This is a genomic window from Duganella sp. Root1480D1 (assembly GCF_001427305.1).
Lineage (GTDB): Bacteria > Pseudomonadota > Gammaproteobacteria > Burkholderiales > Burkholderiaceae_D > Rugamonas.
Map to the genome: position 1 here is coordinate 563,490 of NZ_LMFZ01000001.1, position 14,054 is coordinate 577,543.

Annotated in this window: 14 protein-coding genes; 5 read left to right on the forward strand and 9 right to left on the reverse strand. The window is 60.9% G+C overall.

Translation table 11 applies throughout. The features are described 5' to 3' along the window. Positions 1–2: 2 nt before the first annotated feature. The 3 genes from sdhD to ASD58_RS02890 all read right to left on the reverse strand — a co-directional run bounded on the left by sdhD (position 3) and on the right by ASD58_RS02890 (position 1,695). Positions 3–368, reverse strand: a complete 366-nt coding sequence (gene sdhD / locus ASD58_RS02880) for a succinate dehydrogenase, hydrophobic membrane anchor protein (RefSeq protein WP_057259571.1) — start codon at positions 366–368, stop codon at positions 3–5. Continuing rightward, the gene (gene sdhC, locus ASD58_RS02885; RefSeq protein WP_057259572.1) at positions 369–791 is read right to left on the reverse strand and encodes a succinate dehydrogenase, cytochrome b556 subunit; all 423 of its coding nucleotides are present in this window, start codon (positions 789–791) and stop codon (positions 369–371) included. Between the two features lie 127 nt (positions 792–918). After that, complete coding sequence (locus ASD58_RS02890; RefSeq protein WP_057259573.1) at positions 919–1,695, reverse strand: GntR family transcriptional regulator; 777 nt, start codon at positions 1,693–1,695, stop codon at positions 919–921. A 174-nt stretch (positions 1,696–1,869) separates the two neighbouring features. Between ASD58_RS02890 and ASD58_RS02895 the strand changes: the two genes are divergently transcribed. The 5 genes from ASD58_RS02895 (at position 1,870) to ASD58_RS02915 (ending at position 8,499) form a co-directional block, all read left to right on the forward strand. Then, the gene (locus ASD58_RS02895) at positions 1,870–2,859 is read left to right on the forward strand and encodes a malate dehydrogenase (RefSeq protein ID WP_057259574.1); all 990 of its coding nucleotides are present in this window, start codon (positions 1,870–1,872) and stop codon (positions 2,857–2,859) included. A gap of 96 nt (positions 2,860–2,955) precedes the next feature. Continuing rightward, positions 2,956–3,957, forward strand: coding sequence for a CoA ester lyase (locus tag ASD58_RS02900; RefSeq protein ID WP_057259575.1), 1,002 nt, complete (start codon positions 2,956–2,958; stop codon positions 3,955–3,957). Beyond that, complete coding sequence (locus tag ASD58_RS02905) at positions 3,957–4,361, forward strand: hypothetical protein (RefSeq protein ID WP_057259576.1); 405 nt, start codon at positions 3,957–3,959, stop codon at positions 4,359–4,361. Before ASD58_RS02900 ends, ASD58_RS02905 begins: the two co-directional genes overlap by 1 nt. 16 nt (positions 4,362–4,377) lie before the next feature. Next, positions 4,378–7,086: an aconitate hydratase AcnA gene (gene acnA, locus ASD58_RS02910; protein ID WP_057259577.1), complete on the forward strand. Its 2,709-nt coding sequence runs from the start codon at positions 4,378–4,380 to the stop codon at positions 7,084–7,086. Positions 7,087–7,230: 144 nt separating this feature from the next. Next, positions 7,231–8,499 (forward strand): DUF2863 family protein, encoded by a 1,269-nt coding sequence (locus ASD58_RS02915; protein ID WP_057259578.1) that lies wholly within the window; start codon positions 7,231–7,233, stop codon positions 8,497–8,499. Positions 8,500–8,654: 155 nt separating this feature from the next. Here the strand turns inward: ASD58_RS02915 and ASD58_RS02920 are convergent, their stop codons facing one another. The 6 genes from ASD58_RS02920 to ASD58_RS02945 form a co-directional block, all read right to left on the reverse strand. Further along, the gene (locus ASD58_RS02920) at positions 8,655–9,119 is read right to left on the reverse strand and encodes a CYTH domain-containing protein (protein ID WP_057259579.1); all 465 of its coding nucleotides are present in this window, start codon (positions 9,117–9,119) and stop codon (positions 8,655–8,657) included. A gap of 14 nt (positions 9,120–9,133) precedes the next feature. After that, positions 9,134–9,376 (reverse strand): hypothetical protein, encoded by a 243-nt coding sequence (locus ASD58_RS02925; RefSeq protein WP_057259580.1) that lies wholly within the window; start codon positions 9,374–9,376, stop codon positions 9,134–9,136. Between the two features lie 12 nt (positions 9,377–9,388). Beyond that, positions 9,389–10,513 carry a M14-type cytosolic carboxypeptidase gene (locus ASD58_RS02930; RefSeq protein WP_057259581.1) on the reverse strand — a complete coding sequence of 375 codons (1,125 nt, stop codon included), beginning with the start codon at positions 10,511–10,513 and terminating at the stop codon, positions 9,389–9,391. A gap of 119 nt (positions 10,514–10,632) precedes the next feature. Further along, complete coding sequence (locus ASD58_RS02935) at positions 10,633–12,096, reverse strand: catalase (RefSeq protein WP_057259582.1); 1,464 nt, start codon at positions 12,094–12,096, stop codon at positions 10,633–10,635. 86 nt (positions 12,097–12,182) lie between these two features. After that, the gene (locus ASD58_RS02940; protein ID WP_057259712.1) at positions 12,183–13,244 is read right to left on the reverse strand and encodes a patatin-like phospholipase family protein; all 1,062 of its coding nucleotides are present in this window, start codon (positions 13,242–13,244) and stop codon (positions 12,183–12,185) included. An 8-nt stretch (positions 13,245–13,252) separates the two neighbouring features. Beyond that, positions 13,253–13,996 (reverse strand): transporter, encoded by a 744-nt coding sequence (locus ASD58_RS02945; RefSeq protein WP_057259583.1) that lies wholly within the window; start codon positions 13,994–13,996, stop codon positions 13,253–13,255. Positions 13,997–14,054: the final 58 nt, after the last annotated feature.

Sequence of the window (14,054 nt, forward strand, 5' to 3'; positions counted from 1 at the left end):
ATTTACACACTCCACAGAATTTGCAGCGTCCAGACGGCGCAAGCGATCAGCCAGCCAATGGAAGCGATTTGCAGGAACAGGCGAACGCCGACCGGCTTGATGTAGTCCATCCAGATGTCGCGAATGCCGACCCAGGCGTGGTAGAACAGCGCCAGCAGCGTCACGGCGCTGAACAGCTTGAACCACTGCTTGGCAAACAGTTCCGCCCAACCTTCATACGAAGGCGTCGACGAGGTAAAGACCAGGAAGAACAGGACGGCGGTGTACGCCACCATCAGCACGGCGGTCACACGCTGGACCAGCCAATCCTTGACGCCGTAGTGGGCGCCGACAACCAGGCGTTTTGGGCCGATATTATTGTTAGCCATTTAAAACACTCCAAACAATTTCAGTGCGACCAGCGCGGTCACGATGACGGTGATCACGACCACGGCGGTGGCGGACTTGCGCGCGGAATCCTTGTCCAGCCCTACGTGGGTATCCATGATCAGGTGGCGCACGCCAGCGCAGAAGTGCTGGGTGTAGCCCCAGGCCAGCGCCAGCATGACCAGCTTGGCGATCGGGTGGGAGGCGATGACCATGAAGTGCGCGAAGCTGTACTCGGAGCGCAGCGATTCCTGCAGCAGGTACAGCACGAACGGCAACAGCAGGAACATCAGGGCGCCGCTGATGCGGTGCAGGATGGAGACGATGCCAGCCATCGGCAGTCGGTAGTTCATCAGATCCGTAACGTGGATGTTACGGAATTCTGGCCGCTCTTTTTTTGGGGTTTCCCGCACGGCTTCAGTCATATACAACCTCCCTATGCTTTATTACAAATGATTTGCCAAACTTGGCGAAGCTACGATTTTCGCCTATTTTTGCTCTTACGACCAATATGTATTGTTACATATCACCAAAATATTATTGCAGCGCACCCTAACTGAGATCATTTTGATAATGATGCCGCTCCGTCAGGTACAGGCCACGCCGTAATTCGACCGGTTTATCGCCGTAGGTGAAGGAAACGCGTTCGGCACATAGCAGCGGCGTGCCTGCCGCAATTTTCAGCAGTTCGGCATCACCCTCTTCGGCGCAAACGGCGCGGAGCTTTTCTTCCGCGCGGATCATGCGGGTGCCGAATTCGGACTCGAACAGGCCGTACATCGGGCCTTTGTATTCATTCAGGCGTTCCGCCGTCAGGCCTTTGAAGATCAGGCCGGGCAGCCAGAGTTCTTCCACGATGGTGGGCACGCTGCCAAAACTCTGCACGCGCTTGATATAGACCACGGCATCGCCCGATTTCAGGTCGAGCAGGCGCGCCACTTCGGCGGGCGCGCGCAGGCGCTTGACTTCAATAAACCGGGATTCCGGGTAATGCGGCACACCTTCGTCCGGCACCAGGCGCAGGAAGCGGAAGTGGGCGCGGGCCTCGTGGTGGGTGGACACGAAGGTGCCCTTCCCCTGCTTGCGCACCACCAGGTTTTCCGCCGCCAGCTCGTCGATCGCCTTGCGCACGGTGCCCTGGCTGACCTTGAAGCGGTTGGCCAATTCAACTTCGCTGGGAATCATTTCGCCCGGCTTCCATTCGCCGGACTGCAGGCTCTGGGTAATCAGGCCTTTGATCTGCTGGTACAGGGGAGAAAAAGTGGGGGACGGAGCGCCGGCCGCGCCAATGGCGTCAGAAGTGGTCTGGTTGGGCGTGACGGGATTCATAGCCCGCTATTCCACCACATCCAACCCCTCACGTCCAGAAAAATCCTATAACTTATATGTCTTATATAAGACATAAGATAGGATTGACAGCCAGTCGACAGGAGCCTACACTCGCCCGAATTGTCGTATCATTACGAGCTTATACCGTTTTCACGTCCACTTTGGAGATTCACCATGGCTAAAACCCCAATGCGTGTTGCCGTTACCGGCGCCGCCGGCCAGATCGGCTATTCCCTGCTGTTCCGTATCGCCAACGGCGACATGCTGGGCAAAGACCAGCCAGTCATCCTGCAACTGCTGGAAATCCCTGACGAGAAGGCCCAGAAAGCGCTGAAAGGCGTGATGATGGAAATCGACGACTGCGCATTCCCGCTGCTGGCCGGCATGACCGCCCACTCCGACCCGATGACCGCCTTCAAGGACGCCGACGTGGCCCTGCTGGTTGGCGCCCGTCCGCGCGGCCCAGGCATGGAACGTAAAGACCTGCTGGAAGCCAACGCACAGATCTTCACCGTGCAGGGCAAGGCGCTGGACGCCGTCGCTTCGCGCAACGTGAAAGTCCTGGTGGTCGGCAACCCAGCCAACACCAACGCCTACATCGCCATGAAGTCCGCTCCTTCCCTGCCAGCGAAGAACTTCACCGCCATGCTGCGCCTGGACCACAACCGCGCCCTGTCGCAAGTCGCTGCCAAGACCGGCAAGGCTGTCAAGGACATCGAAAAGCTGTGCGTATGGGGCAACCACTCCCCAACCATGTACGCCGACTACCGCTTCGCCACCATCGACGGCGCTTCGGTAAAAGACATGATCAACGACCAGGAATGGAACGCCAACACCTTCCTGCCAACCGTGGGCAAGCGCGGCGCAGCGATCATCGAAGCACGCGGCCTGTCTTCCGCAGCTTCCGCAGCCAACGCTGCGATCGACCACGTGCATGACTGGGTGCTGGGCACCAACGGCAAGTGGACCACCATGGGCATCCCTTCCGACGGTTCCTACGGCATTCCTGAAGGCACCATGTTCGGCTTCCCGGTGACCTGCGAAAACGGCGAATACACCATCGTCCAGGGTCTGGATATCGACGCCTTCTCGCAAGAGCGCATCAACATCACGCTGAAGGAACTGACCGAAGAGCGTGAAGGCGTGAAGCACCTGCTGCCTTAATATCGCCTGAATACAGTGGAACCGGTTAAACCACCGATCCGCCGTACCCGCCGCGCTGCCGATGGCAGCGCGGCTGCTGTTTCATCTAACGCACCAATGCATCCATCCGAGGTTTTATTCCAGGGCACACGCCAGCCGCTGCTGCTCCCTGCCTGCGACCATTACGCCGGCAGTGAAAAGCTGATGCGCAAATCCATGGCCCTGCAACAAGAGCTTGGTCCCCTGTTCGACATCACCTTCGATTGCGAGGACGGCGCCGCCGCCGGCAACGAAGAATCGCACGCCAAGCTGGTCGCCCTGCTACTGCTGGACGAAGCCAATGCCTTCAACCGCATCGGCGCCCGCGTGCATGACGTCAACAGCCCGTTTTTCGAACGCGACGTCGAAATCATCTGCACCGAAGCGGGCCACAAGCTGGCCTATATCGTGGTGCCAAAGCCGGAGAGCGTGCAGGAAGTCGCGCGCGCCATCGAGCTGGTGAACAAATATGCCGCCAGGTCCGGTCGCACTGCACCTGTCCCGGTACACGTGCTGATCGAGACCCACGGCGCGCTGCGCGACGTGCACGACATCGCCGCCCTGCCCCAGGTGGAATGCCTGTCCTTCGGCATCATGGACTTCGTCTCGGCCCACTACGGCGCCGTGCCGGGCAGCGCCATGCGCACGCCGGGCCAGTTCACCCACCCGCTGGTGGTACGCGCCAAGCTGGAAATCGCCGCCGCCTGCCACGCGCACGGCAAGGTGCCGTCGCATAACGTGACCACTGAAATCAAGGATTCGGCCGTGGTGGCCACCGATGCCCAGCGCGCCGCTGCGGAATTCGGCTTCACCCGCATGTGGAGCATCCACCCGAGCCAGATAAAACCTGTCATAAAAGCATTTACCCCGCGTGCATCCGAAGTCAATGAGGCTGCAAGCATCCTGCATGAGGCAGAGAAGGTACAGTGGGGCCCGATTAACCAGCATGGTCGCTTGCATGACCGCGCGAGCTATCGCTATTATTGGACGGTTCTGCAGCGAGCCAAGCTCGCAGGCCTGCCGCTGCCGGACTCCGTTGCCGCCCTAGTCGGGGCGGCCGAATCAAAAGGAGCCCAATAATGTCGTTTATGAAACTGATCACCGCCTGCGCCATGGCCCTCGCCATCGCCGCCCCTTCCGCATACGCCGCCCCTAAAAAAGCCGCCGCCAAACCTGCCGCCGAACAAGGCGTAGCGGAAACGAGCGTGAAGGGGCAGACGGCCACCAATTACGCCTGCGAACTGGGCAACAAGATCACCATTTACAGCAGCGCCGACGATGGCAACAGCATCGTCATGCGCTGGAAGAACCGCCTGCACCGCCTGACTCGCGAAGCCACCTCCACCGGTGCGCAACGCTTCGAGAACAAGATTGCAGGCCTGATCTGGATCGGCATCCCTGCCAAGGGCATGCTGCTGGATTCCAAGGTGAACCGCCAACTGGCGAACGAATGCAAGACATCTGATCAAGCGCTCGGACTTTAATCAATAAGGAGAGGACATGTCCCGCAACACACTGAATACGCTTAAGGATTTCCCGATCGGGGCAAAGAAGGGTAAGTTCTACTCCCTGCCAGCCCTGGAAAAGGAACTGGGCGCCAAGATTTCCCGCCTGCCGGTATCGATTCGCGTCGTACTGGAATCCGTTCTGCGTAACTGCGACGGTAAGAAAGTGACCGAAGAGCACGTCAAGCAGTTGGCTAACTGGGGCGCCACCGCTGCCCGCACCGACGAAATCCCATTCGTCGTAGCCCGCGTTGTGCTGCAGGACTTCACCGGCGTTCCGCTGCTGGCCGACCTGGCTGCCATGCGTAACGTCGCCTCCAAAATGGGCGTCAACCCTAAGAAAATCGAACCACTGGTTCCGGTTGACCTGGTGGTTGACCACTCGGTCACCATCGACCACTTCCGCGAGCCTAAGGCCCTGGACCTGAACATGAAGCTGGAATTCTCGCGCAACAACGAGCGCTACCAGTTCATGAAGTGGGGCATGCAAGCCTTCGACACCTTCGGCGTGGTTCCTCCAGGCTTCGGTATCGTTCACCAGGTCAACCTGGAATACCTGGCACGCGGCGTGCACAATGCATCCGGCGTGTACTACCCTGACTCGCTGGTAGGCACCGACTCCCACACCACCATGATCAACGGTATCGGCGTGGTGGGCTGGGGCGTGGGCGGCATCGAAGCGGAAGCTGGCATGCTGGGCCAGCCAGTGTACTTCCTGACCCCGGACGTGATCGGCGTCAACCTGACCGGCGCGCTGCGCGAAGGCTGCACCGCGACCGACCTGGTGCTGACCATCACCGAAATGCTGCGTAAGGAAAAAGTCGTGGGCAAGTTCGTCGAATTCTTCGGCGAAGGCACCGAGTCCCTGTCCGTGACCGACCGCGCAACCATCGCCAACATGGCGCCTGAATACGGCGCGACCATGGGCTTCTTCCCGGTCGACGACGCCACCATCGAATACTTCGAAGGCACCGGCCGCACCAAGGAAGAAATCGCATCCTTCCAGTCCTACTTCAAAGCGCAAGGCATGTACGGCGTACCGAAGAAAGGCGACATCGACTACACCCGCGAACTGCACCTGGACCTGTCCACCGTTGCACCGTCGCTGGCCGGTCCTAAGCGTCCGCAAGACCGTATCGAAATCGGCAACGTGAAGTCCACCTTCACCGACCTGTTCTCCAAGCCAACCGGCGAGAACGGCTTCAACAAGAAGGCCGACGAACTGACCAAGACCTACACCACCAGCAATGGCGTGAACGTCAAGAACGGCGACGTCCTGATCGCAGCCATCACCTCCTGCACCAACACCTCGAACCCGAGCGTGCTGCTGGCAGCCGGCCTGCTGGCCAAGAAAGCCGTGGAAGCCGGCCTGACCGTTGCTCCGCACATCAAGTCGTCCCTGGCTCCTGGCTCGCGCGTCGTGACCGAGTACCTGACCGCCGCCGGCCTGCTGCCATACCTGGAAAAACTGGGCTTCGGCGTCACCGCTTACGGCTGCACCACCTGCATCGGCAACGCCGGCGACCTGACCCCGGAACTGAACGCCACCATCACCGGCAACGACATCGTTGCTGCTGCCGTGCTGTCCGGTAACCGTAACTTTGAAGCGCGTATCCACCCGAACATCCGCTCCAACTTCCTGGCATCGCCACCGCTGGTCGTCGCTTACGCGATCGCCGGCAACGTGACCCGCGACCTGATGACCGAACCAGTTGGCCAGGGCAAGGATGGCAAGGACGTGTACCTGGGCGACATCTGGCCGACCTCGAAAGAGATCGCCGCCCTGATGAAGTTCGCGATGAACTCCAAGGTCTTCAAGTCCAACTACGCCGACGTCAAAGGCAACCCAGGCAAGCTGTGGGAAGCCGTATCGTCGACCGAAGGCCAAGTGTACAACTGGCCTGATTCGACCTACATCGCAGAACCACCGTTCTTCGACGGCTTCGAGATGAAACCGAAGGCAGCGGAAGCCGGCATCCAGGGCGCGCGCGCACTGGGCGTGTTCGGTGACTCCATCACCACCGACCACATCTCGCCAGCAGGCTCGATCAAGGAAGACGGTCCGGCAGGCAAATGGCTGAAGGAAAACGGCGTGATGAAGGCCGACTTCAACTCCTACGGTTCGCGTCGCGGCAACCACGAGATCATGATGCGCGGCACCTTCGCCAACGTGCGTATCAAGAACAAGATGATCCCTCCTAAGGCCGACGGTTCCGCGGTGGAAGGCGGCATCACCCTGCACCAGCCATCGGGCGAACAACTGTCGATCTACGACGCAGCAATGCGCTACGTTGAAGAAGGCACCCCGACCATGATCTTCGGCGGCGAAGAATACGGTACCGGCTCCTCCCGCGACTGGGCGGCCAAGGGCACCCAGCTGCTGGGCGTGAAAGCTGTGATCTGCCGTTCCTTCGAGCGTATCCACCGTTCCAACCTGGTGGGCATGGGCGTGCTGCCGCTGCAATTCATCGGCAACGACTCCGTTGAATCGCTGGGCATCACCGGCAAGGGCGAGACCTACGACCTGAAGGGCCTGGAAGGCGAAATCAAGCCTCAACAGCAAGCCACCCTGGTGATCCACCGCGCTGACGGTTCGTCGAAGGAAGTGCAAGTCCTGCTGCGTATCGATACCCCGATCGAAGTGGACTACTACAAGCACGGCGGCATCCTGCCATTCGTGCTGCGCCAACTGCTGGCCGCCTAAAAAATGGGGACGTACCCCATTTTTTAAGCAACAAACGCCACCTTCGGGTGGCGTTTTTTATTGCCCCGTTCATTTACCGCGAAGTCTTGCCGAATCCACTACAATAAGGGTACCAAGGTTTCCTTTCTCACTAAGAAAAGCGCTATGCGTCGCCCATCCAAAGATTCAACCCACAAATTATCTGCCGACAGCCAGCGCCTTATCACCCTCGCCCAAGCATTGGGCCAGGCCGCCAGCCGCATTGAAGAGCGTAACTGGGAACGGGTGCTGGATGCCCAATTGCACAAATTACTGCGCACAGGACACCAGGATACTGTCGACTCTGCACTGAACTCACTGTTCAGCCTGGACTTGCCTGCCTACGACATCCTGATGGACAGCGTGGAAGCGGTCAGCGAATCCGACGCCATCGTGGTGGAAGTCGATGGCGAATCGCGCGAGTACGACATCCTGCTGGTCGCCGCACCGGTGCTGGCCTGGACGCGCTTCTCGATCGCCTCCGGCCAGATCCCGTCCGACATCCTGAACACCTTGTCGGCGCACTTTTCCGCCCACCTGCTGGCCGACGGCACGCACATGGCGATGTCGTCCACCCTGTACTCGATCGACCAGCTGCCGCGCACCCATGCCGAAGCCTATTCGAAAGTGCACAAGCTGGCGCAGGCCGCGCTGAAGGGCCAGGCCGTCAAGTCCGACGCCAAGCAGGCCGAAACCGCGCCCTTCCTGGCCGATACCCGCTACCTGATGGTGGCCGTGGTGGCACCGCACAATGGGCCGCTGTTCCGCTGGCAGATGCCGGCGAATCACGCCAACCAGGCCGAAGCTCGCCGCGATGCGCTCGCTGCGTGGACCACGCAAGCTACGCCGACCGTGGCGCGCCTGCTGCCAGGCTGCGGCATCGAACTGCTGCTGCCGGAAGCCTATTACACCGGCTGCCGCGAAGCCGACAAGCTGATTCGCCCGGTCTCGATCCGCGCTGCCGTGCATTACCTGACGCATTCGCTGGCTTGCGAACCGTCCGACCTGCGCGCGGTAATCGCCGGTTTCGGCGAGGAATCCGCACCTGATGGCCAGATCGACGAATACCGCGTCGCCTTCACCCGCCGCTCCGACAGCGACGTGATGTACGGCGTGGTATGGCCGCTTTACGGCCAGGAAGATGAAGAAGGCACGCCGGCCGAAGGCCTGTCCGGCACCACGCTGGCCGAGCTGCTCAAGCCGCGCACGCCGGTTGAAGAAATCGTCGAGCACCTGAACGCCGCCGGCGTGTCGCAGGTGAAGAAGTTGGGTGAGAAGTATGTCGCGGAATACTGCGACGACTGCGGCGCTCCCCTCTTCGCCGATCCCTCGGGCGAGCTGGTCCACGCAGAAATGCCGGAAGACACCGCCACAGGCACCGAGCACTTCCACTAAGAAAAAAAGCGCTCATTCGGGGTCAGGTCTGTCATTTGGACAGCTAGCGTTATCGTTTGATCTTCCTCAATACGCGAAATGCGACTAATTTGCGTATTGAGGAAGATCAAACAAACTGCTTGGATGTCCGAATGACAGACCTGACCCCGAATTTACTACCAAGTGGAATACGGCTGCTTAATCAGGCGTGAATTGAGGTAGCGCAAATCGTGCGTGACCTCCTCGCCTGCCCAGTCCGGCTTATCGAATTGGGTGTCTTCTGCCGGCAACTCGATCTCGGCGACAACGAGGCCGGCGTTCTCGCCGAGGAACTCGTCCACTTCCCACACAAAGCCACTGTAGGGGATACGGCGGCGGTACTTCTCGATCAGCGGCCGCTCGCACAGCCGGTCCAGCAATTCGGCGGCGTCGGCGACGGGAACGGGATACTCCCATTCGCCGCGCGCCGCGCCGATGTTCTTGCTCTTGATGGTCAGGAAGGCGCGTTCGCCTTCAATACGCACGCGCACTGTGCGCTCGGCATGCGAAGACAGGTACCCCTGGCGCAGCAGGACCGGTTCGCCTTGCGTGCGCCAGCCCTCGCCTGACACCAGGAATTTTCGTTCGATCTCGACGCCCATGAGGATATTCTCGATTAGAAGTGGGAGAGCGCATTCAGCAACGACTCCGCAGCGCGCCTCAGACCAAGACGCACCGGAAGCCGTTTAACAAGCGTCTGGTAGATAAAGACGGGCAGCAGCCAGCAAAGAATCAGCAACGCCTCCAGCGCGAAGATGCCGAGAGCAATCGCTGGATCCAGGAACAGCAATGCAAGCAAAGCCATCTGGAGCCAAGCCAGAATCCTCAGCCACGGCGTGACGACTTCTGGCGCAGCCACGTCGCGGCCTGCCTATTCGTCCAGCGACAGCAGGATAGGCTGCAGGATCGCCGCGCCCAGCGCTGCGCTGCGGGCGCCGTTCCAGCCGACGGTCGGAACCGGCAGGTCCGCATTATCCTTGAACGGCATTTCCAGCGTCAGCGACAGCACCTGGAAGTGGTGGCCGATGTACTTGGAGGCCAGCGTCAGCATGTCTTCCTTGTACTTGGAAGGCGCATAGCCCACTGCGTCCTGGAAGTCCGGCGACGCATCCTTGTAGCGGTTGATGAAGTTCTTCTGACGCGTCATCTGCTCCGCGGTGAAGTTCTCCAGCATTTCGTTACCGGCCACGAAGTTGTAAGGCAGCGCTTCGTCGCCGTGGATGTCGAAGAACATATCGACGCCGGTTTCGTGGATCTTCTCTTTCACGCACAGCACTTCCGGCGAGCGCTCCAGGGTCGGGGTCATCCACTCGCGGTTCAGGTTGGCGCCGGCGGCGTTGGTGCGCAGGTTGCCGCGGGTCGAGCCGTCCGGATTCATGTTCGGCACGATGTAGAAACAGCAGCGCTGCAGCAACTTGCGCGCGATCGGGTTGGAGTCGTCCAGCAGGGAGTCGATCAGGCCTTCGGTGAACCATTCGGCCATCGATTCGCCCGGGTGCTGGCGGGCGATGAACCAGATTTTCTTTTCGGCTTCCGGCTCGCCAATGACGACCAGGTTCATGTCGCGGCCGTCCACGGTGGAGCCGATATCCAGCACGCGCGCGATCGGGTTCTCGGCCACTTCGCCCAACAGGCGCAGGTGACGTTCCCACGAATAAGGCTCGAAGTACGCGTAGTAGACGCTGTCGTTATGCGGCGTGTGCTTGATGGTCATGACCTGGCCATCGAAGGAAGTCGGGACGCGGAACCAGTTCTCGCCATCGTAGCTGGCAGCAGCGTTGTAGTCTTCGAAACCTTTGGCGTAGGTGGCGTCGCCGGCGTTCAGGAACTTCATCGTCACCGCTTCGCCACGCGCGCCTTGCAGGCGGAAGTGGAACCATTGGTGGATGTCGGCGGCGTTGTCCTTGCGGAGTTTCAGTTCGATGTTCGCGGCGTTGTCGGCACGGACTACTTCGATGGCGCCAGAGTCGAAATTCTGGCTGATTTTGATGGTCATTACTGTCCCGTTCAGAGGCTTGGGTTGATCGGAAACGCTATTGTACACACCCAAACCGGTAACCCGGTGTCAGACCCATTGGGTCTGACACCTGATACGCGGCGGCCGCTGGCTGGTTTTCAGTCGACGTTACGGCCTCGCGCTTTCAACGCCGTCCGCACACCAGCGCCATACGCCGCATCCGCCTTATCAAAGTGCCCCAGCTGGCGCTGGATAATCTCGTCACTGACCTGGCTCAGCGGCCCGGCAATATTGTCAAACAGGTTCAGTTTCTCCTGTTCCGGCAGCAAGCGGAACAGATTGCCCGCCTGGGTGTAATCATCTTCCTTGCCCCGCCCATCATAGCGCCCTGCCCCGCCATTCAGCGCCAGTTCCGGCTCGCCATGGCCCATGCCCTGCGGGTTGGAACCCGCCGCCTCGGTCGGCGCATAATTCTGCTCGGCGCCACCAAAGCCAGCTGCCATGGCGCCATCGCGCTGCTGGTGATGGAATGGGCAACGCGGCGCATTCACCGGCAGGTGCTGGTGATTGGTCCCCACGCGGTATAACTGCGCGTCGTGGTAAGCGAACAGGCGCGCCTGCAGCATCTTGTCCGGCGAGTAACCCATGCCCGGCACCACATTGGCCGGCGACAGCGCCGCCTGCTCCACTTCGGCGTGGTAGTTGACCGGGTTGCGGTTCAGCTCCAGCACCCCGACAGGAATCAGCGGGAAGTCCGCATGCGGCCACACCTTGGTCAGGTCGAAGGGATTCCAGCCGGTGCGCTGCTCCCAAGCTGCCAGTTGCTGGTCGGTCGCCACCTGCAGCTTCACTTCCCACTGCGGGAAATCGCCGGAAGCGATGGCGTTGAACAGGTCGCGCTGTGCATGGTCCGGATCGGCGCCAGCCAGGCGCGTCGCCTCGGCCGCGCTCAGGTTCTTGATGCCTTGTTTGGTCTTGAGGTGCCACTTCACATAAACGCGCTCGCCGGCGGCGTTAATCAGGCTGAAGGTATGGCTGCCGAAACCGTCCATATGGCGGTAGCCGTCCGGCGTGCCGCGGTCGCTGAACAACATGGTGACCTGGTGCAGCGATTCCGGCGTCTTGCTCCAGAAATCGAACATCATGGTCGGCGATTTCAGGTTGGTCTGCGGGTCGCGCTTCTGGGTGTGGATGAAGTCGGGGAACTTGATGCCGTCCTTGATGAAGAACATCGGGGTGTTATTGCCCACCAGGTCCCAGTTGCCCTCCTCGGTGTAGAAACGCAGCGCGAAACCGCGCGGATCGCGCTCGGTATCGGCGCTGCCACGCTCGCCGCCAACGGTGGAGAAACGGACAAAAGTCTCGGTCTGCTTGCCGATGGCCGAGAACAGCTTGGCCTTGGTGAACTTGCTGATGTCGTGGGTGACGGTGAAGGTGCCGTAAGCGCCGGAGCCTTTGGCATGCACGACGCGCTCAGGGATGCGCTCGCGGTTGAAATGCTGAAGCTTTTCAATCAGGTGGAAGTCCTGTAGCAGGACGGGGCCACGCGGGCCGGCAGTCAGGGAGTTCTGGTTATCGACGACTGGAATGCCGGATGCGGTGGTGATAGGGGTCTGGCTCATTTACTGGCTCCTTCATGTGATCGGTGAAATCATTCTAAAGAGACACGAGCAATTAATAAATTTGATTAATTCTATGAATTCGATAGTTAAAATTGTTCGTGGATGGCAATCCCCTCGAAAGTATCCGCCCCCGCAGCCCATGGCCTTGCCTTGAAAGCCCGCTGCGCATCTGCGTAGCCGGCCTGCCAGCGCTGGTTGATGCCAGCGCTCGAGAAGTCGATGTCCTTGGTATGGTCTTCGCAGCTCAGGTGCGGCGCCTTCAGCAGCACCACATGCATCGACGTGCCGCAGCCCCACAGCGCCAGCTCGCGCACCTCCGGCGCGGCGCGCATGTCCTCGGGAAGCTTCATCGCCAGCTCGCGGATCACGCGCCGCAGCCGATGCAGCTTGCGCTGCTGCTCGATGTGGCTAGCGCGGCTGGCATACTGGATTTCCTTGTGCTTCTCCAGCACATCCAGCACGCTTTGCGGCTCGCTGCCGTCCGGATTCCATACCTGGACCGAGAAAATCACCGAGTCGCGGCGCGGCTCGTCATCCAGCACCGCCTCGATCGGCGTGTTGGAATAAATGCCGCCATCCCAATACGGCTCGCTGCCAATGCGCACCGCCGGAAAGGCAGGCGGAATGGCGCCGGATGCGATCACATGCGACAGCTCCAGCGCTTCCTTGCGCGAATCGAAATAGCGCATCACGCCATTGCGGGCGTTCACCGCGCCCACGGTCAGGCGCGTGTGGCGTTCGTTCAGGTATGCCATGTCCACCAACCCTTCGAGGGTAGTGCGCAGCGCATTGGTACGGTAGAACGAAGCGTTCTCCACGCCCAGCGGCGCAGCCGGGTTCCACCAGGCGAGCGGATTGGGATCGAAGAAAGCGGGAATCCCCTGCGCCAGGGTAAGCGCGTTCGCGAAGGCGGGCGGCAAGCTGCCGAAGATATCGTGGCGCTCCATCGCTTCCCAGAACGCACGCAGGCGCGGCAAGCGCTGCTCGGGAGGATTGCCGGCGATGATCGCGCCATTCAGCGCGCCGATCGACGTCCCGATCACCCAGTCCGGCTCGACACCCGCTTCATGCATGGCCTGGTAGACGCCGAGCTGGTAGGCGCCCAGCGCGCCGCCGCCCTGCAGTACCAGCACTACCTGCCCCGGCATGCCCTTCTTCACAGGCGCACCGACAGGCCAACGGTGAACGCCAGGTCCGGCGTGCGGCGATTCAGGCCGAGCATGACGCCGGCATCGACGTGCAGGTCGCGCGTGAACGAATAGCCGCCGCCGAAGTCGAAGCTGGCTGTGGTGCCGCCGTCGCGCGCGCGGGCGATGCGCGGCGTGGCTACTTCGACGAAGGTATATGCGCGTTCGCCCAGGTTCTTCGCCAGCGTGACGCCGAACTGGCCGGTGGAGACATGCCGTCCGAACTCATCGCGGTCCATGTAATAGCCGGGCATGACGCCCAGTTCCAGGTCGTGCGGCAGCTCCCATTCGATCGGTATGCGGAACGAAGGCCGCGTGCCATTGCCCTTGAACTCGCGCGAGCCAGTCGCGAAGTCTGCCTGCATGATCAGGCCGACCGAAGGAGTGCCACCCTCGCCTTCACGCATCTGCCATTTGAAGCTGACGGCGGTATCGCCCCAGCCGCGCGCGCGCGCAGGGTCGCTGCGATCGGTCAGGCGGCCATCGGTTTCGAGGCGCAGCTCCAGGTCGTCCGCCACACCGACGCGCAGCAGCAAGGGCGTGCTGCGCGCCTCCTTCGATTGCAGGGCCCCGGTTTCCAGCTGAATGCGCCCCTGGCCAACCACCTCCGGCGCATCCACGAAATCCGGACGGTCGGTCGTGATCCAGCTATCGGGTTCCGCCGCCGCACCGCATAAAGGCAAGGCAAGCACACACAGTACACGTTTCGGCATTTCGCTCTCCAGGGCATTTCCGGCTTAGGATAGAAATATGCCATTAATACCGGAGATC